The sequence below is a fragment of the Pyrodictium delaneyi genome (assembly GCF_001412615.1).
GTDB lineage: Archaea > Thermoproteota > Thermoprotei_A > Sulfolobales > Pyrodictiaceae > Pyrodictium > Pyrodictium delaneyi.
In genome coordinates this window covers 352,142-371,752 of the sequence record NZ_CP013011.1, presented here as the reverse complement: position 1 = coordinate 371,752, position 19,611 = coordinate 352,142, and the positions used below count along the sequence as shown (strand labels likewise).

Genomic DNA, 19,611 nt, shown 5'->3' with positions numbered 1-19,611 from the left:
ATGCCTAGACAGGATACTCTCTAGCCTCTGATAGCTATAAGGGGGGTGTCTGTGGAACCTTGATGATAAGCCTGCCTACACGGTTCGAGGCTTACGGTGCTGTAAAGATATTTGAGTTAGCTCGCGTTCTCGAGCTAGACTCGCTTGGCGTGACGACGAAGCTCTCGGGAACATATACTGTGAGCTACGAGGTTCTCGAGGAGTATGCAGCTTCTACAGCTATAGTTGTGCCAGTGAAGGACGAGGATATCATAGCCCTGGAAGGTGTACTTCGTGCGATACCACATGCATCTCCAATAATTCTTGTATCAGCCTCGCGATCCTCTCCTGTAGATGTCTATAGCCGCGAAGTGGAGCTTGCCCGGACAATACATAGTGTCACGGGCCGTGAGATACTCGTGATACATCAACGCGATCCGGCGTGGGCCGAGGTGTTAGCTGGTACACCTTTGGAGGCTATGCTTGAGGATGGCATGGTACGGCGTGGAAAAGGCGAGGGAATGGTTCTTGGCGTAATTGCGGCGGCGGGCATAGGCGCCCGTTATGTGGGGTTCATCGATAGCGACAATTATGTGCCGGGCGCGGCTAACGAGTATAGCAAGATATACTACCTAGGGTTTTCACTATCCGAGTCACCTTATACAATGGTCAGAATAGTCTGGCACTATAAGGGCAAGTTAGCATCCTCAGATATGTACCTCCGTAAACGCGGTAGAGTATCAATGCACACGAACAACGTTCTCAACTATGCACTCTCGAGACTACGCAAGGTAGAGACGGATATAATCAGAACTGCCAATAGTGGCGAGCACGCAATGAGCATAGAACTGGCGCTTCGCCTACGCTGGGCTGGTGGCTTTGCAGTAGAGCCCTACGAGTTGGTTCAACTCCTGGAAGATTGCTTTCTGGGTGTCGATGAGGGTCGCTGCAGCTTCCTACCTGATGGCGTCAATATATTCCAGATAGAGGCTCGTAACCCTCACATACACGCTGAGCGGGGCGACGAGCACATAGCAGGAATGCTGGCTGAGAGCCTCGGTACGGTATACCACTCCCGGCTCGGGGCAGACGAGACAGTAAAGGAGCGGATACACAGTCTGCTACGCGATTACAAGTATGAGGGTGAGCCGCCCAGGCCTAGAGTGTATAGCCTCGAGGGTGTAGACCCTAGCAAGCTATTCTCAGCACTATTAGCTGAGAGTACTATGACGCATTACTTCAAGTAAGGCCGGGAGGTAGCTGCTCCTTGTAGGCTTGGTGCTGGTTAATAAAGCCCCTATAGGGTGGCGCAGGCTGCGGCCCAGGCGGCTGGTATTCACCGATATAGATGGGAGCATGGTAAGCTACGATGGTAGAGTAGGGGGCAGTGCTTACTATGCGCGACTGCTTAGGCTACTAGGCTTCCTCGTAATACCAGTGACTGCAAAGACGGTAGAGGAGGTAGTAGCGCTGAGGAACAGGCTAGGCCTAGACGGAGACCCCTTCATAGCTGTTGTCGAGGCGGGTGGTGCGGTCTACGCTTCACCGGGCTTCCTCACACGGCCCACAAGCTATGATCATGCTCTAGGTCTGGACTATATCGAGGTCGGGGAGCCGCTTGAGAGGCTTGAGCCTCTTCTAGAGGAGATAGCGTCTACACCCTGTAGTGAGCCGCTCTACCGGCTTACAAAGGCTCCGCCAAGGATAGCTGAGAGGATGACCGGGCTCGAGGGCTTCCAGGCCGAACTGGCGAGAAGACGCCGCTTTATCGAGGTCTACTGGAGCCCTAGCAGGAGTTGCATGGAACGGGCCGCTCAGCGGGCCGAGGAGCTGGGGCTGACTGTACGCTATGGCCGTCTGCTCCACGTCGGCAAGGGCTACGGGAAGGCCCGGGCAGTAGAACTGCTCCTCGAGGAGCCGCTACTCCACGGAACCCCCACTGTAGGTGTAGGCGATACGCAGCTCGACGAGGATCTTCTCGAGTCTGTAGACACTGCTGTAATAATACCACAGACTGACGGTAGGCTACTTGCCCGGCCCCGGCGGACTGACTACTACGTGGCACCAGAGCCAGCACCGGAGGGCTGGGTACATGTGGCGCGCTTGCTAGCCCTAGGCAGTCTCTAGTAGCTGTGCGGGCTAGGAGTCATATATTCAGTCAAGTCTCACCTATCATATGGTTGTTGTGTCGTGGGTCCATCCCCTAACAGACAGTGGTGGGAAAAGCCTGTACGTGTCCTCCAGTTCAATATTGAGGACCGTTACGGTGTCTACGTACCCCGTATCCACGGCCGAGACCTTGTTAGGCTTGCTGAGCGGCTTCACGCAAACGTCCTAGTAATATTCGCCCGGGATGCCTGGGGCAGAATATTCTACCGTGGCGGCACTGTAGGCCCAGTACACGCTAAGATGAAAGGCGACATAGTACGCGAGGCACTAGAGGAGGCCCGGCGCCGCGGTATACACGTAATCCTCATGGTGGGTCATACAGCTAACAAGTACCTATACAAGCTCCATGGTGACTGGGCACAGATAAACCGCCATGGCGAGGTGATAATGCTAGAACATGTTCCCACCTCAGAGCAAGGATATGAGCCTGAATGGCCCATACTCTGTCTCAACTCCCCCTTCATAGAGCACGTTAAGAGGGAGGTAATCGAGGCGCTAGGCCTAGGCGCTTCGGGTATACTGCTTGACAGCTTCCGCTACCAGCCAGACCCCGACAAGAGCTGTTACTGCCGCTGGTGCCAGGACCGGTTCCGCCGTGAGCACGGCTACGAGATGCCTCGAGACCCGAATTGGAGCGACAGCAGGTGGCGGACGCTCTGGGAGTGGCGCTACAAGGTAGTAACTGAGAAACTCCGAGAGATAAAGAGAGTGATACAAGAGACTGCACCAGGTACCCCGCTCCTCTACAATAGCCATCCTGGTGGCTGGGGCGGGCGCAATAATCGTGTTGTAGAGGAGGCTCGCGACGCGATAGACATAGTAATGGTGGAGACGAGTGAAGCAGACCGCGAACCACCCGGCTTTATAGCGGAGATGAGTAAGCTAAGCCGTGCAGTTAGCGGTGGAAAACCAGTTTGGACTACTAGGAACTACTTCCACATGTACCGGACAACAGTAGCCACGTCCCCGCTCGCCATTAGGCAGGGTTTACGCGAAGCCATAGCGGGCGGCGCCTCACCGTGGCTCCTCATATTCTCTTCAGCCTACATCCAGGACCCCAGCGCCCTAGATGCAGCAGAGCAGGTGTTCAGAGAGCATGAAGTCCTCGAAGAATACCTCGACGGCGCCGAACCGATACGCTATGCTGCAGTAGTCTACTCTACAAAGACGCTAGACCACTACGGACGCAGTGAACCACAACACTATCTAGACGAGGTCCGTGGGTTCTACTACGCGCTCCAGCACAGCCACGTGCCGGTAGAGTACCTCTCAGCCCGCGACATAGAGCTGAAGACGCTCCAACGGTACCGGGTAATAGTGCTCGCCAACACAGTCTGCCTACCAGACTTCGCGGCCAGCGAGATAGCAGAGTACGTGAAGAAAGGTGGGGGCCTCGTAGCAACATACCTCGCAGGCAGCTGGGACGGCGACTGCATAGAACGCTACGAGTTCGCAACAGCAGAGACGCTGGGCGCCAACCTCCGCGGCCTCCTACGGCTAGACTGGAGCTACCTAGTAGTAGATCAACTAAACCACCCCGTAACCCGGGGGCTGCAGCGTCGCCTTATACCCTGGGGAGACATGGATTACAGCTTCCGCCAGAGCCGTACAAGCCCCGAGCTAGGCTGGCACACGATAGTAGACCCGGCCGAGGGCGCCGAGACCCCCGCTAGAATAGGACTCACAGAGTACCCCTGGGGCGACGAATACACCCTCGGCAGGTCCCCACCACCACTCGGGGCAGAGACCAAGGCACCAGCCATAGTGGTCAACAGACACGGAGCCGGGAGAAGCGTCTACTTTACGGGGCAGCTAGGCCGCCACTACTGGAGGCTAGGCCTCACCGACTACATGAGACTCGTATACAACGCTGTAACCCACGCCGGTGGCCCTCTCCCCTTAGAGGTAGACGCTCCCTCCACAGTCCAGGCAGAGCCTTGGAGACAGGGCGACCGGGTCATACTACACCTCATCAACCACACCTACAACCAGAGGATAATGAGCCGCGGACTAGGCGACGCCCGCCAGCCAGTAGCCTCCTTCGGCACCCACGAAGCAGTACACCCTGCCACGACAGTAGTATCTGTACACAACGTGAAGCTCCGGCTACACCCAGAGCAGCTAGGCCTCCAAGCCAGCAGCTACATAGTCTACCTGCCGCTACGAGACAAGCAGCTCCAAGCAGAGACGAAAAACGGAGCACTAGAGACCACGCTACCGAGGCTAGACGAGTACGAGGTCATAGTAATAGAGCCCAGGGCCTAACACCTCTAGCAAACCGCGTCACGGTTAGGAGTGTGCGATGATAAATCTCGCTTGCGAGTTCTAGGCCAATACAGATGTAGCGGTATACAGTAACAGCTTACCATAGTTGGTGTGCTCTAAGTATACTATAAGGTTTCTCTAAACATAGTGGCGTCTGAGTAGAGGGCAAGTGAAAAGGGCATACTGAGGTTGGTACCCATACCCTTCTCCATTCTAGGAGCTATATGTCCTGTTATCACCACTTCATGATACATGTTGTACTAACATCACTAAGGAATGCGTGAGAATGGAGGTGAGGTCCAAAGTGATAAAAGTGATAAAGCTGTCGTGATCGGGGTGAAATCGACTAAAAAGCCTAGGGGTTAGGGGCCGGGTTAGCTGCTTTCGCGGAGGAGGCGTTCGCCTTCCTCGATTGCCTTCTTGAACTCCTCCCAGGCCCTCTTTATCTCCTCGACGCTGGCCTCGTCCTCTAGGGTGCTGACGTCGCCTAGTGGGGCGCCGGTGGCTACGGCCTTTATCAGCCTCCTCATTATCTTGCCGCTTCTTGTCTTTGGCAGCTTGTTGACGAAGAGTACGCGCTTCGGTACGGCGATGGGGCTTAGTATCTTGCGGACTGTCTGCTTGATCTCCTCTTCTAGCTCCTTGCTGGGCTTGTAGCCCTCGCGTAGCACTACTACTGCTAGTGGTACCTCGCCCTTGATTGGGTCGGGTATGCCTACTACGGCGGCCTCGGCTACGGCTGGGTGGGCGAGTATGGCGTCCTCTATCTCGGTGGTGCCGAGCCTGTGACCGGCTACGTTGAGCACCTCGTCGGCGCGGCCTAGCATCCAGATGTAGCCGTCCTCGTCCTTCACGGCGTAGTCGGCTGGGTAGTAGATCCAGACTCCTTCATCGGGCTTGCTGAAGCGCTGCCAGTAGGTCCTTATGTAGCGCTGTGGGTCGCCCCAGAGGCCTATCAACATGCCGGGCCACGGCCGCTTTATCACTAGGTAGCCCTTCTCGCCGGGCTTTGTTGGCTCGCCCTTGTCGTTGACTACGTCGGCGTCTACGCCGGGGAGTGGGAAGGTAGCGCTGCCGGGCTTGAGCGGCACTAGTGCTATGCCGGGCACTGGGGCTATCATGGCGGCGCCGGTCTCGGTCTGCCACCATGTATCGACTATCGGGGTCTTGCCTCCGCCTACTACTTCGTAGTACCACTTCCAGACGTCGGGGTTTATCGGCTCGCCTACGCTGCCGAGTAGCCTTAGGCTGCTGAGGTCGTGCTTCTTGACCCACTCGTCGCCGTACTTGCGGAATAGCCTTATCGCAGTTGGGCTGGTGTAGAGTATTGTGACACGGTACTTCTCAACTATCTCCCAGACGCGGTCGGGCTGCGGGTAGTCTGGCGCGCCCTCATACATAACGTTGGTCATGCCGTGCATTAGCGGGGCGTATACTATGTAGGTGTGGCCGGTGATCCAGCCTATGTCAGCGGCGGTCCACATTACGTCGTCGGGCCTGGGGTCCCAGGTCCACTTGAAGCTCCAGTAGGTCCAGACCATGTAGCCGCCTACGCTGTGCATTATGCCCTTAGGCTTGCCAGTTGTACCGCTGCTATAGAGTATGAAGAGTACGTCGTCGCTCTTCCTGGGCTCCGGGGGTACGTAGGTGTTATAGGGTACATTCTTTACTAGCTCGTCGTACCAGTAGTCGCGGCCCTCGACCATGTTCACGTCTAGGTCTAGGCCGCCTCTCTTCACCACGAGAACCTTCTCTACCTTGACGCCCTGCTCCTCGGCTAGCCTGACACCCTCGTCAGCGTTCTTCTTGAGGTTTATCACCTTGCCGCGGCGGTAGTAGCCATCGGCAGTTATCAGGAGCTTAGCCTTAGCGTCGACTATACGGTCGGCGAGCGCCTTGGGGCTGAAACCGCTGAAGACTACGCTGTGTATAGCGCCTATACGTGCAGCAGCTAGCATGGCTATTGGGAGCTCGGGTATCATGGGCATGTATATTACTACGCGGTCGTCCGGCTTTATACCGAGGTCCTTGAGGACCTTGGCGAATCTGTTAACTTCGCGCCACAGCTCGAAGTAGCTGAGGACGCGGGTGTCCCCGGGCTCGCCTTCCCAGTAGTAAGCAACCTTGTTCTTGACCGGTGTCTCGATCCACCGGTCGAGAGCGTTAACAGTTATGTTAGTGACGCCTCCCACGAACCAACGGAAGAACGGCGGGTTCGAGTCGTCGAGGACTTTGTCCCAGTACTTGAACCAGATGAGTGCACGGGCCCTCTTATCCCAGAACTCTTCAATGTTCTCTAGACTCTCTCGCCGAAGCTCCATCAGCTTCTTGATAGCAGGATGATACTTCTCGCCAAAGGGGAGGCCCTGCTCGGTAGCCATGGCTCTTCGCCACCTGCCGAGAGAACCGCTCGCCTAATGTCTATCAACCCTCTTCGTTAAAAGAATAACGCCATATTTAACATCTTAGAATATACAGTATACCATTGTTGACACAGCCTAAGAGATGAGGAGAGATATCTAGGAGTATTACTGGTGGAACACCAGGTCCACAATCATCACTATACTTCGATATCATGGATATCTCCTAAGCTCTTCATCTTGAGGTTTATAGCATACCTTGTGTCCCACATTGTCGCTAGAGACTTCTAGTAAGATCATAATAGTTATTGAGGCATATCTTTTGCATTTATGCTCAACATAGTATTGATGATCCGAGAGTTTGAAGATTCTCATCAATGAAAGCCGGCTGGAGACTGTGGGCTCCGCGGGCTACTACACTTGGTGAGGGCCTCCATCTGATAACGCCAAGTCACATTAGTGACAGCCTCGTAGGCCCTAGAGGCGCTGGCATAGCTTCTAGGTAGGCCTCTTGAGTGTACACGCTACGGGATTTACTATGGCACGTATGGTCAATAGTAACTATAATAATACCGTACTATTATAGCAGTATGGGGTCTCTCTTGCAGTTCCAGGTAGCCCTATTGGGGCTTGTTCTAGGCGCTGTTATAGGAGCCTGGCTTGTCGCTAACGGCAAGCAAAGGCTTCTTGTATGCATTTTTGATGTGTTGTTTACTCTCCTGGGTGTCCAATGGCTCTACCTGTTTCTATCCGGGGAAGGCTCCTGGATCAAATTTGTAGTCTCCGTTCTGCTCCTATACTACTCTCTACCTCGTACCGCCATGATTGTGGGAGGCAGGTGTCCTGCCAAAGACGTGACCATAGAGGAGTAATAGGTTGTAGTAAACTCATCTTTCATGACTCTGAATAGCGGAGTGTTACCAGGGTATTTATTGGGGCGAGGCCTCGGCCCCCTTCATGACTGTATAATTGTTCTCTAAGGGTTCTGTAGTGACGCGGTTTGACCTGCCGCCGCCACCACCAGGAATACTAGAGCGGAGCAACCTGGAGGCGATGGAGGCGTTCCTTGCCGCGCTAGCAGCAGCTGGTGCTAGTCCTAAGACTGTAAAGGCTTACCGGGCAGCTATCAGTGACTTTCTCTCGTTTATAGGCGATAAGCGGCTCCGCGAAGTAACCAGCAGCGACGTCTCCGCGTGGATCTATGACCGTCTTACCCGTGGACTCCAGAGGCCCCGAAGCCGTGACAGCGATCCAGCAGAGGAGAGGAGGGAACGGCAGACAACGATGCACTATTACACGTTGTTCCTCCGCGGATTCCTAGAGTGGCTCGGCCTGAACGTCAAGGTGCCGGTTGTGCGTAAGCCCAGGAGCCCACGAGTCGAGGCGCTGCGGCCTGAGGAAGTCGAGCGCCTGGTATCAGCTGCCCGCGACCCCCTAGACTTGCTGATAGTAGCGCTACTGTTCGAGACAGGGCTCCGCGCCCAGGAGGCAGTGGGGCTACGGCTACGCGACATAGACACTGGGCGGCGCGAGATACGCGTGAGGAACGCCAAGTACGGCGAGGAGCGGGTAGTACTCTATGGCCCGTTGACCGAGCAAGCGCTAGCAATATGGCTAGCTCTTAACCCGAAGCTCGGCCCCGACGACCCCTTGCTTGGGATAAGCTACAGCGGGCTCTACAAGAGGCTCAAGACGCTAGCCCGCCGCGCTGGCCTCGACCCACGCCGTGTCCGGCCCCACGTGCTGCGCCACACCTTCGCCACCGAGGCGCTCCGCCGTGGCGTCCCACTCCCAGTAGTCCAGAGGCTCCTCGGCCACCACGACATCAAGGTGACCCAGATCTACCTCCACTTACTAGACGAGGACATACGCGCCGCCTACCAGCGCGCCTTCGCAACACAGCCAGCTGCACAGACGCCCCAGGGACAAGCGCCAGCGCCAGTCTACGCCCCGCCCCGGCCACTAGCACAGCAACCGCCGATGCCAGTCCAGCCGCCCGGGCAGCAGCCCCAGAGCCCATGGCCCGGCTACCAGGCCTGGCCACAGCAGGCCCTAGGACAACCACACGCAGCAAACATCCAGCAAGCTACCCAGCCGCTGGCCTACCAGGCAAACTCGCAGCCACTACACCTGCAGCCCCCTGCCCAGCCGCCGGCTCCGCAGCAGTACCAGGTCCACTACTACGCGGCGGCCCCTGTGCAACAGCCGCAACAGTGGCAGCCTGCTCCATACCCCTACGCAGCGGTTCAGCCGCCTTATCAGGGCCAGCCTCTGGCTCCTGCCCGGCCGCCAGCCCCTGCGGCTCCAGCTGCGGGTCTTGCTCAAGCTCAACCGCCAGCTCCTATGCAGCAGCCCGGCCCCGGTGGGGCACAGCAGCGGAGCGATAGACGCCGAGAATGAGGCATGGGAGTTCTGGGATCTAGAAAATGGCTCCTCACCGGCGGCTGCAACGGAGCACATTGAGTAGCTCATCTATGCTGCGGAGGGGGTACTCGAACCTGAAGAGCCGGTAGGCTATGCTCCTCTCGTCCGGCGGGATCACGCTGTAGACGGGCTTAGCCATGGCTACGGCGGTCTTTATCTCCGTCTCGACGCCCATGTGCGTCTCACCGTACATTGTCGGCCTATACGCTATTATCATGTCTGCCTGGGCTACGTAGCTCAAGTCGCGTCTCTCTATACTCGCCTCGATCTGGGTCTGCAGGTAGCTCATGTAGCCCTGGTTCCCGGTAGTGTCGTCGACAGGATAGAGGTGGAGATCGAACAGCCGGTCCCGGAGATCCACAGGATAGGGATACTCGTGGAGACCATTCTCTCCGTGGGGCCAGCGGTCTTCCCGTTTTATCCGTGTCTTCAGCCTCCCCGTGCCAGGGTCTGTTATCAGCTCGTCCACCGTGGTGGGTGAGAATACTACGAGGTTGGGGCAGCTATCCTCGAGAGTCCTCTTGAACTCCTCTATCTCCAGGGCGTCCGGGTACCGGTCTAGCGGCTTGCCCTCCCGTATTGCCCGGGCTCTCACCCTGGTTATGGGGTGGGAGACGTAGACTGTGTGGAAGCTGCCACCCTCTTCAGGCTCCTGGCCGAGGAGCATAGCGAGGAGTCGGCGGTGCCCCTCACGACTATGCTTGGAGGCGTAGACGTAGAACTCGGCCCCGTGTATCGCGGCGAGCTGGGCTATACTGTGGTGTGTGCTCCTCCAGTATAGGAGGCCAGCCGGGTCTAGAACCTGGAACCCGGCCACTTCTGGCGTCTCGCCCCGGGCTACCCGGTCGGCGAGCCGGTATAGTATGTGGTAATAGTCGTCAACGTAGTCCACTATGGCTACTGAGGCCTCGCCCCTGGCTGCTAGCCGGTGTATGAACCCTGCGAGTGGGCTAGCCACGATGTTGCTGCGCCGGTAGTAGGCAGCATGCGCTGCTACCACGGCGGCCTTGCTGTCGGAGAGACTGTCTAGCATCTTCTTGAAGGCCTTCTCGAACCGTTCGCTAGTGCGCCTATAGTAAACCAATAGTAGCTCTGCTACGTGGTAGATGGGTGCCTTGAACTCCTCCTCTACGAACTCCTCGTACTTCGCAGTAGCAGCTCCAAGCTCCTCTGCCAGCTTTAACAGCGGGGCTAGCTCCACCCCGGAGACGCCGGTTACTACTATGAGCCTCTCCGGGCTATGCTTCTCCGCCAGGACAAGCCCCCAGGACAGACGCGATAAGGTGGAGGGGGTGAAGGCTCTACCGGGCCCCAGTCCTCTCTTCCGCTACTACTGCCGTGCCGTAGCCGACGAGCACCACCTTGTCCGGTGCTAGCGCCTGGAGCACTTCTGGCCGGTTAGTGGAGACCACCAGGGTTATGCCTACGCGACGTGCTAGGCTGCTCAGCTTACGGGCAACCCTCTGCGCTGTCAGACGATCCAGGTGGGCAGTAAACTCGTCTATGACCAGTAGGTTGGGCCTCTCTGCGAGGAGGCTTGCTAGCCGGGCCCGCTCTTTCTGGCCAGTGGAGAGCTCGTCGAACCGGGCGCGGTAGAATATTGCATCGCTCAGCCCGACGGCGTTGAGTATCTCTACAGCCGCGGCTGGGTCTCCTATCTTACGGGCTACGTGTTCTAGCAGAGTCTCGCTGCCGAACACCGGTTCCATCTCCCCGGGCAGTAACGCGGCGAGCTTAACGTTGTTCGGCACCTCTACCCTGCCCTGGCTCGGCTGGTAGTTCTCGTCCCTGGCGCCCAGCGCAGCGCCTATAATCATGCGTAACAGGGTGGTCTTTCCTGCGCCGCTAGCGCCTACCACTGCGACTACCTCGCCTGGCTTTATCTCGAAGCTCGTGTTGCGCAGCACGTAGCGTTCTACTCGCCTCCTCTCGGCGCCAAAGGCGCGCAATACGTCTTGTAGTTCGGGTGGGAGTCTGGAGACGTCTAGCTCGCTACGGTAGATCTTGGTGAGGTTGACTAGCTTTATCGGCCCTGAAAGAGGCTCAACACCGCCATAGCGTGGACGGAAAAGTTTGCCACCGTGGCGGCGGGCATAGGGGTCCTTCTCAAGGAACTCCTCTATCCTCTTCCGAGCTTCCTCGGTGAGCGGGTACATTAGCACAGGGCGGCCGCTAGCCGTGTCCCACATGTAGCGGAACCCGGCCCTCTCGAAGAACGGGTTGAACCGCGCCATCTGGGCTATGGTCTCGACTACATGTTTCCTCCTCTTCATCTCTGGGATGCGGCGCTCCCGTATCCATTCAAGCGCCATCTTCACTGCTAGGACGCCGAGCCCGTCGCCACGGTAGTCGGGGTGGACCACAACACGTGCTATACGCGCGGCAGCGGTGTTTGCGCGGCGGAGAGCCTCCTCAGCTATCTCCTCGCCCACGACGGCACGAGCGATGCGGCGGGAGCCATAGAGCTCGGCTAGCTCCTGGAACCGTTTCCGCAGCTCAGCCCGTCGCGTGTAGGCAAGGGGCCAGAATGTGGGGTGGAACCAGTCCTTCGGGAACACCCGCTCCCTTATCATCCGTTCTATCTCTACACCTCCATCCTCCTTGACTATGCGGCGGTGCATCAACGGTATAGGTGTGTCAACCCGGACATAGGCCACTATCCTTGGCTCGTAGGGCTCCCTGGAGGCCAGCTCGAGGACCATGAACCTGCTCGAAGGGAGGCTTCCACGTATCTCCTGGAGCTTCATCGGCACACCGCAACGGGGGCAGGTGGGCTGCACGTTAGCCTCAGCGTAGTTGCCGCAGACAGGGCATCTCCATATCGCTACGACCTCCTCCCTGCTAGCATAATGATATTGCTCGAGACCTACTATCTCTCGAAAATCATCCTCCGTGACGGCCTCGCGGGCTACAACGCGGTACTCGTAGACCCTCTCCCCGAGGAAACTCTCCCGCTCTAGCCGAGCTTCGCGCCTCCACGGAGGCCAGACTTTGACCCGCTCCTCTCTCTGCTCGCTACCCCAGATCCTCCACAGCTCATAGGAATCCCTCGGCGCGACATAGACTCCATTGACACGTTCGGGCTCCTCGAGGAACCTTACCTCTACCCTCTCCCCTCTATGCAGCCACCGGGCAATAGCGCCAGGCATGAGAAGATGTACTTGTACCCCGGTTTCAAGCTCCACCAGGAGACCGCCGAGCCAGCGGGAGGCGACACGCGGCACACGGGCAACAACAACACGGCCACGGAGCACAACCATGACCGGTATGGGTTTTTGCTGCTCAAACACCAGGCCTGGCACCCCCGGGACATGATCGTGAGGGCGCAGCACTATATCCTCGTAGCCTTGAAGCTGGCCCGTCCGGCCAGTTGAGGATAAGGCTTTCATATCCCCGAGTGTAACCATATACCCGCGTGAAGAAATTTTAGAATAGGGAATATGGTGGGCAGATTATGCAGAAGACAACGCTCATAATAGCTGGTCTAGTCCTACTCCTCATCGTTGTAGGCGCAGCCTTAGTCCTGCGCGGTGGACAACCTGCGCCCACAGAAGCCCCGGAGACGACTGTAGCAGAGACTACAGCGCCCGCGGAGACCGGACCGGCAGCGACGGAGACAACTACACAGGCTGCAGAGACTACAGCACCTACCGCGCAACTAGCCGAGAGGATAGTCATAGGCACAACGGACAAGGTTACAGACCTAGACCCCGCTAACGCCTACGACTTCTTCACATGGGAGGTTCTCAACAACATAATGGAGGGTCTAGTAAAGTATGAGCCTGGCACCGACAAGATAGTACCAGCCCTAGCCGAGAGCTGGGAAGTCAAGGAGAACGGCAAAGTATGGATATTTCACCTACGCAAGGATGCAAAGTTCTGTGACGGCACCCCAGTGAAGGCCCAGGACGTGGTCCGCAGCATAGAAAGGGTGATGAAGCTACAAGGTGACCCCTCCTGGCTAGTAACAGAGTTCGTTGAGAAGGTCGAGGCCCTTGACGACTACACAGTCAAGTTCACGCTCAAGAAGCCTGTCGGCTTCTTCCTAGCAGTCGTAGCCACGCCGCCATACTTCCCAGTATCACCCGAGTACCCCGTAGACCAGATAGTGAGCGACGCCACCTGGGGCGGCGCCGGGCCATACTGCATCAAGGAATTTAAGCGCGACGAGTACATAATCCTTGAGGCCAATCCCTACTACTACGGCGAGAAGCCAAAGACACCCACAGTGATAATACGCTTCTACAAGGATGCCACAACCCTCCGCCTAGCCCTCGAGAACGGCGAAATAGACATAGCGTGGAGGACGCTACGGCCCAACGACTACCGCGAGCTAGAGGCAGACAACAGGTTCAAGGTAATAGAGGTCCCTGGTAGCTTCATACGCTACATAGTAGTCAACACAAAGATGGAGCCTACCAGCGAGAAGCTAGTACGTCAGGCTATAGCGGCAGCCATCGATCGCACTGAGCTAGCAGATGTAGTATTCATGGGGACCATGGAGCCTCTCTACAGCATGGTGCCTAAGGGGCTCTGGAGCCACATAGACGTCTTCAAGGAGAAGTACGGTGACGGCAACATAGAGCTCGCTAAGCAATTACTCAAGCAGGCTGGATACGACGAAAACAATAAGCTCAAGGTAGAGCTTTGGTACACTCCAACACACTATGGCGACACCGAGGCAGACCTAGCACAGCTCATCAAGGAGCAGCTAGAACGCACCGGCGTAATAGAGGTAGAGCTGAAGAGCAGCGAGTGGGCGACCTACGTCAAGCAGCTACGCAGTGGCCAGATGATGCTCTCTCTACTAGGCTGGTACCCAGACTACGTAGACCCCGACAACTTCCTGACACCATTCCTCCACAGCGGCGCCAACAAGTGGACCGGCACGGGCTATACCAACCCCGAGGTAGACAAGCTCCTAGACGAGGCTGCTGTACTCACTGACCAGCAGGAGCGCGCCAAACTCTACGAGAAGGTCCAGCAGATATTAGCCGAAGACGTACCCTTCATACCGCTATTGCAGGGCAAGCTCTACGTGGTTACACAGAAGAACATCGAAGGCGTAAAAGTTGGTCCGTCGATGCTGCTACAGTACTACATAATCTACAAGACCACAGGCTAGCAAAAGCGAGCTAAGTTGGACACAAAAGATTATCTCATATTGTTTTTTTGATTTTCAGAATCTTTCCATGATTCGGCTTGGGAGACTGACCTCCTATAACCCTCAGCAGTTGGGGCTGACACTACGGGTATAGCCAGGTCATAACGACTATGGGGCTCGACGTTCCTTGGAGAGCAGATTCAGAGACATCATGAATTTGATAACAGTTTCTATAATACTCGTATTCGTAGCTCTATCCTTTGCTAGACTTCTGGATGCACCCCTAGCTCTGGCGGTCGTTGCCGGCCGCTCCATGGAACCTAACTATATGCTTGGCGATCTAGTCATCCTCGCGAAGAAACAGCCCCGTATAGGAGACGTTGTTCTATGGTGTACGGGGTATACACACTGTGTTATGCATCGTTTAGTAGACATCCAGGATGGTATGGCGGTGACCAAAGGTGATGCTAACCCTGTACCTGACCAACCTGTACCGCTCTCGGCGGTGAAGTACGTGGTGGTAGCTCGTATTCCGCGCATTGCTGTAGCCGCCATCATAGCTCCGCTCGCTGTATACTGGCTTACAAACATAGCACGTGCCGCTGTTACAGGAATTGAAGCTGTGGAGGCTGCCTCAGTGTTTGCTGTAACACTCTATATAGTGTTCACTTTGGGTGCACCAATATTAGCACCTATACCGCCCCAGTCGTCCTCCATAGAGTCGATGATGCCCATGATAACGCTTAAACATATAGCTCTCGAGAGAGGTTCCGTCCTAATTAAATACAATGTTGAAAACACGGTGCTGATGGATATACAAAACTGCACAGTAGCTGGAGACGGTATAACGAGTCATTGCTCACCCTACCTTTTGCCCGGGGATACAGTCTATGTCCACGTACCACAGCTGTTCTATCAAGAATTATTCATGACAGGTATAATAGAATACAAATTATCATTCACGGCTACGCTGTCGTATGGATTCCTTTTAGCGGATTATACAATAAGAGTGCCCTGGAAGAAGCCTATACTTAAACTCAACTGTACAACCATTGTCGTGAAGAACATGAATCCGGTACCCCTGGATGTGAACACGACAATATACTACTTGGATGTCATCCCAGGCCCGGGTACAAGATACGAGGAGAGTAATTTACAGAGCACACCACTTAAAGTCGATCCATGGTCTATAGTAACTATCCCGCTAGAACGAGGTCACGATCGCGTCTATGTGGTGGCTCGCTACCAGTGGCTCGGTGGCGACATCGTTGAGACTAGACTAGCAGCCACATGTAGGAGGTGAGTTACTAAGTCATGAGGCTTCACTTACAGCCACGACTACTAGCAGCAGTTTTAGCATTCATATTCTGGCTCTATGGTGTCGTCATGGTGCTATATCTTATTGAGCCGCTGTACAGTCTTCGGGGCCCCGTAGAGGCAAGGATAGCGCTACTCTGGTACCATGTTTGGTTCCTAGGTAACCCTGTTCAGGTACAGGTTTTCGAGGCAGCGAGAGTATACAGCGTTCCAGTACTAGCAGCCGCTTTATTAGCATTGGAGACTGGCCTTGCACAAGCTTATATCGTGCTAAGAAATGCACGGCCGGGGACAGCATCTATAGCGGCGTTTACGGCTTCGCTCATAGCGCTAGTTGCTGCTGGAGTACTCCGGGCCCTACTTAGACTCCTCGAAAGAGGTGTGGATATGCTAACAGGAAGTTACCAGCTTAGAACGAGTGCAGGGCTCATAGTCCTCGGTAGAGAAGTTGTAGAGACCTCGCGGTTCATGGAGTTGGGTGCCTGGCTAGCCTTAGTGCTTGCCGGGGTCCTAGTAGTGTTATCATTACTCTATATACTGGCTACAGGTGTGCTAGAGGAGTCGTCGACGTCTGCGGGGAAGATTGCGGCCAATGAGGCTGCGGCGGGCTAGTCTTAGCTGGAGCCCTCGGGCTGCGGCAAGTTGTTCGAGAAGCCTCATGTAGCTAGTTAACTGACTCGAGGAAAGAGTAGCGTTCATGTGTGCAGCTATTAGGGGTATGTTGTAGTATTCTGGGCCCGCGTACCCGCGCCGCAGGGTGGCAACAACCTCTTCTATGATGCTGCCCGGTTCTTCGAGGACACGGCCCGGGGAATAGTAGCAGCCAGGTTCTCCTGGCAGCTCTACCAACAAGGGGTGATCGCTACTATTGAGCCTCACGTAAAGCATCCGGCTACCGGGTAGCTCGTCGAGTAGCCGAGGAAGCCTCTCTGCTAGGGAGCGGAACTCTTCGGCCTCCGGCTCCTCTGCCAGCAGCGCCTCAGCCTTAGCGGCAGCCCTCTCTACTAGTCCCTTCAATCCTCCGCGGGAGATTACTTGGCTTAGCCTCTGGGGTAGAGGTAGGCGGAGGAGCCAGCTATACCCAGGTCCAGGGCCAGTTGTATCCTGTATGAACCCTGTGTCGCGGTAGCTCATGTCGAGCGCGGCGTCGAATATGCCGCGGAGCTCGCTTGGCACTAGTCTCCGGGCTTCAAGGAGTTGCTCACGGAGTGCGAGCGGATAGTAGTCTAGCGCACGGGAGACGAGAGGCTGGAGCGCACGGACCCTCTCAGCGACAGCTTCTAGGAGCACCTTCTCCTTTAGGGCGCGGAGCCCATGGTCCTTCGACACATAGGCTATGGTTATGCCCCGCTCCCTAGCAGACCGTACTAGCTCAGAGACCTCGGCGAGCATATAGCTGCTGAGTAGCGCGGCATAGACCCAGCCAAGGCTCTGTACACCCCGCGAAGCCAGCTTAGCAACAGCAGTAAGTCCAGCAGTAACCGTGGCCCACAGACTCCCATCCATCAATAGTACGCTACCCGGCGGTAGCCGGTAAACGAGCCTCACAGCCACCCGGTGCTCAAGCCAACTCCGCAGTGCATCCAGGACCCGTAGCTCCCGGACGGGATAGAAGCGTAGCTCAAGCCCCCGTTCCGGCTCCCCGCCCTCCACGTAGCCATAAGCACGTGCAATGTACACAGCTCCAAAACCGCCCAGCGGCTCTAACCCGCCACCACCGTCAACAGCAGCAACTACGCCACTACTATGTGGCTCTGGAAGCCCAGGAATCCACCAGTAGGCGGGAGGGGCTCCGAGCCCTTGTCTAGCAGTAGTCCTGCCCCGTAGTGACTCTATGAGCTTCTCAGCTTCACCCGTAAACAAGTCTATGAACCAGTCGCCAGCAAGCCTCGGCACAGCCTGTAACCCTAGCTCGGATAGAAGAACGGTAATACCTTATCCATGCAAAGCCTAAGAACAATAGAATAAATAATCTATCCAGTTCAACAGAAACCGATGAATTCTATAAAGTGATTATTGGTTTCGGGAAGAAAATTTTCCCTACGGGAGGTTAGAGCTCCTATTTCCTTGTCTCTTTTACTGTGGTGCTGGTGGTTGCTCGTTTACAGTACCTATGATGATCTCGAAACCAGCTGTTATGACGCCTGCTGGTAAAGCTTCTCCCTCAGGATAGTAGCTCTGTACGTCGATAGTGAGGTTAGCGCCGGCATTGAGGGTTATGGGGCCGACTATGTCGCCACTATTGGTAAGGTCTAGGACATAGATATCGCCGGTACTGGTGTCGTTTATTATGAGCTTCAGATAAGCGTTGGTTACGGTGAAGTTCGTAGGCTGGCTAGTCTTAAACCATACGTAATAACTGTTGGTTGTGTCAAGGTTCTTGACGAAAGTTATGTTCTTGTAGTACGTTATCTGGTATGTCGGATGCAGCGCTAACGATACACTTGTCTGGTTTGCTCCTATCGCGACATTGATCCTAGCACCATTAAGGTCGCGTTGCCCGGCATTGCTGCCCGGAAATACCTTTACTGGAGGCTCGGTGTACTGGGCTGTTACATCGCCAGGGTAGAACACGAAGACACTAGCTGAGACGCCAGCAGCAGCTACTGCTACTATTGCGAGGCTCGCTAGTAGGAGAAGCCTACGTTTGCTTACCATGGCTCATCGTACCTCCATGCTGCGTAGGGTATAATAGTGGTCATGTACCCGGCTTACGGCTTCCGTCTTTTTCTGGGATTTATATCCTTACCGCCGATGTAACACTTCTTGATAAGCACATTGTGCTATGATGGTGTAGTACTACGCGAGCATAGACGCTGCGACACTGTATAGTGCTATAGAGCCTGCTGCAGCTACGCCACGCGCCAGACCATAGAATCCGTAACCCGTGGCGCCCCCACGTACCATTGCGCGGGCTACGGTTTCAAACCCCGCTTCTGCTATGCCGCTCAGCAGGGCGGCTACAAGTGCTCCAGCTAGAGTATCACCCAGCAATACAGCTACTATGCCAGCAGTAGCTCCCATCACTACTGGTATAGATGTGGCAGTCTTTGGTTGCCTGTCGTAGAGCATGCCGAGGGGTACTGCTGCAAAGGCGTCAGATAGCATTGCAGCGGCATATAGTAGTGGAGCAGAGCTAGCAGTTACGCCGCCTAGAGTCCTTGCAACATGCTCTACGGCGAGCGGGCTAGCTACTAGCGTTCCCGCTATAACTACGTATAAGACTGCTCCTTTGCTCCAATGTAGGGCCTCCCGTATTCCTACCTTCTTTGGCCGAGGCCGGGCACCCCTCGGGTAAAGGCTTCGGGCAAACAGTAGCACGAATACTGTTAGAAGACCTGGTATAGATAAGAGCCAGAGGCCCATACCCCGGCTGAGCGTAATATAGGCTATCAATGGTCCTACTATGGCGCCTACCTGGTCCATTGTCTCGTGGATTCCGAAGACTAGACCACGGCGTTTGCCGGCGACTCCAGCTAGGAGCGCGTCGCGGCTAGGGCTTCGGAGCGCTTTACCGAGTCTCTCTATGCTGTAGCCTAGTACCAGCATAGGGCCGCCAAGCGAGGCAACGAGTATCCCAAGGGGTATCATGGAATATCCTAGGATTGTGAAACCCCAGTAGGCTCCGAGCCGGTCGGCTACAAGACCAGTGACCGGGCGGAGACTCCATGCTATTACTTCTCCTAGTCCTGCTACACTACTAAGCTCTAGTCCACCAGGTATGAAGACTGGTAGAACGCTTCTGAAACCTTCGTAACTCATATCGCCTAGTAGACTCACAACGCCGAAAAGCAGTACAATGGTAAGGCTCCCGGCTGCTATAGCCTCCTTGTTGGCCTTCAATGCTTTGACGCCTCCATGGCACAGTAGCACGGCTGTAGACGTATCTATTATAGAGCTATCTGTGTCTCTGGTGTTCTGAGCCGCGGAGTACGGGGAGGATTCAATATCTACTGTATCGCGAGGTTAAGGCCCGGGAGGCTCCAGCAGTCT

General features: G+C 55.8%; 13 protein-coding genes. 7 read left to right on the top strand and 6 right to left on the bottom strand.

All coding sequences use genetic code 11. From position 1 onward, the window contains the following. The first annotated feature begins 62 nt into the window (after nt 1–62). The 3 genes from mpgS to Pyrde_RS01845 all read left to right on the top strand — a co-directional run bounded on the left by mpgS (nt 63) and on the right by Pyrde_RS01845 (nt 4,413). The gene (gene mpgS / locus Pyrde_RS01855; RefSeq protein WP_231656818.1) at nt 63–1,226 is read left to right on the top strand and encodes a mannosyl-3-phosphoglycerate synthase; all 1,164 of its coding nucleotides are present in this window, start codon (nt 63–65) and stop codon (nt 1,224–1,226) included. 28 nt (nt 1,227–1,254) lie between these two features. Further along, a complete protein-coding gene (locus Pyrde_RS01850) occupies nt 1,255–2,106 on the top strand; it encodes an HAD-IIB family hydrolase (RefSeq protein ID WP_055407710.1) in 852 nt (283 codons plus the stop codon). A 63-nt stretch (nt 2,107–2,169) separates the two neighbouring features. Next, nucleotides 2,170–4,413: an alpha-amylase family protein gene (locus Pyrde_RS01845; protein WP_055407708.1), complete on the top strand. Its 2,244-nt coding sequence runs from the start codon at nt 2,170–2,172 to the stop codon at nt 4,411–4,413. A gap of 374 nt (nt 4,414–4,787) precedes the next feature. On the opposite strand, the gene acs is transcribed toward Pyrde_RS01845, so the two are convergent. Further along, nucleotides 4,788–6,794, bottom strand: a complete 2,007-nt coding sequence (gene acs / locus Pyrde_RS01840; RefSeq protein WP_055407706.1) for an acetate--CoA ligase — start codon at nt 6,792–6,794, stop codon at nt 4,788–4,790. Between the two features lie 969 nt (nt 6,795–7,763). Between acs and Pyrde_RS01830 the strand changes: the two genes are divergently transcribed. Continuing rightward, nucleotides 7,764–9,173, top strand: a complete 1,410-nt coding sequence (locus Pyrde_RS01830; RefSeq protein ID WP_082419640.1) for a tyrosine-type recombinase/integrase — start codon at nt 7,764–7,766, stop codon at nt 9,171–9,173. Nucleotides 9,174–9,207: 34 nt separating this feature from the next. On the opposite strand, the gene Pyrde_RS01825 is transcribed toward Pyrde_RS01830, so the two are convergent. Both Pyrde_RS01825 and Pyrde_RS01820 read right to left on the bottom strand, forming a co-directional pair. Beyond that, nucleotides 9,208–10,398 (bottom strand): TIR domain-containing protein, encoded by a 1,191-nt coding sequence (locus Pyrde_RS01825; RefSeq protein WP_055407701.1) that lies wholly within the window; start codon nt 10,396–10,398, stop codon nt 9,208–9,210. Nucleotides 10,399–10,498: 100 nt separating this feature from the next. After that, nucleotides 10,499–12,487, bottom strand: a complete 1,989-nt coding sequence (locus Pyrde_RS01820; protein ID WP_231656771.1) for a GNAT family N-acetyltransferase — start codon at nt 12,485–12,487, stop codon at nt 10,499–10,501. A gap of 164 nt (nt 12,488–12,651) precedes the next feature. On the opposite strand from Pyrde_RS01820, the gene Pyrde_RS01815 reads away from it, so the two are divergent. The 3 genes from Pyrde_RS01815 (at nt 12,652) to Pyrde_RS01805 (ending at nt 16,230) form a co-directional block, all read left to right on the top strand. Next, nucleotides 12,652–14,322 carry an ABC transporter substrate-binding protein gene (locus Pyrde_RS01815; protein ID WP_055407699.1) on the top strand — a complete coding sequence of 557 codons (1,671 nt, stop codon included), beginning with the start codon at nt 12,652–12,654 and terminating at the stop codon, nt 14,320–14,322. A gap of 166 nt (nt 14,323–14,488) precedes the next feature. Then, the gene (locus Pyrde_RS01810) at nt 14,489–15,604 is read left to right on the top strand and encodes a signal peptidase I (RefSeq protein WP_055407697.1); all 1,116 of its coding nucleotides are present in this window, start codon (nt 14,489–14,491) and stop codon (nt 15,602–15,604) included. 11 nt (nt 15,605–15,615) lie between these two features. Further along, nucleotides 15,616–16,230: a hypothetical protein gene (locus Pyrde_RS01805; RefSeq protein ID WP_055407695.1), complete on the top strand. Its 615-nt coding sequence runs from the start codon at nt 15,616–15,618 to the stop codon at nt 16,228–16,230. On the opposite strand, the gene Pyrde_RS01800 is transcribed toward Pyrde_RS01805, so the two are convergent. From Pyrde_RS01800 to Pyrde_RS01790, 3 genes are all read right to left on the bottom strand, one after another. Beyond that, the gene (locus tag Pyrde_RS01800) at nt 16,171–17,514 is read right to left on the bottom strand and encodes a DNA double-strand break repair nuclease NurA (protein WP_055407693.1); all 1,344 of its coding nucleotides are present in this window, start codon (nt 17,512–17,514) and stop codon (nt 16,171–16,173) included. The genes Pyrde_RS01805 and Pyrde_RS01800 overlap by 60 nt on opposite strands. Nucleotides 17,515–17,694: 180 nt before the next feature. Beyond that, the gene (locus Pyrde_RS01795) at nt 17,695–18,276 is read right to left on the bottom strand and encodes a hypothetical protein (RefSeq protein ID WP_055407691.1); all 582 of its coding nucleotides are present in this window, start codon (nt 18,274–18,276) and stop codon (nt 17,695–17,697) included. A gap of 141 nt (nt 18,277–18,417) precedes the next feature. Further along, complete coding sequence (locus Pyrde_RS01790) at nt 18,418–19,461, bottom strand: MFS transporter (protein ID WP_055407689.1); 1,044 nt, start codon at nt 19,459–19,461, stop codon at nt 18,418–18,420. Nucleotides 19,462–19,611 lie beyond the last annotated feature (150 nt).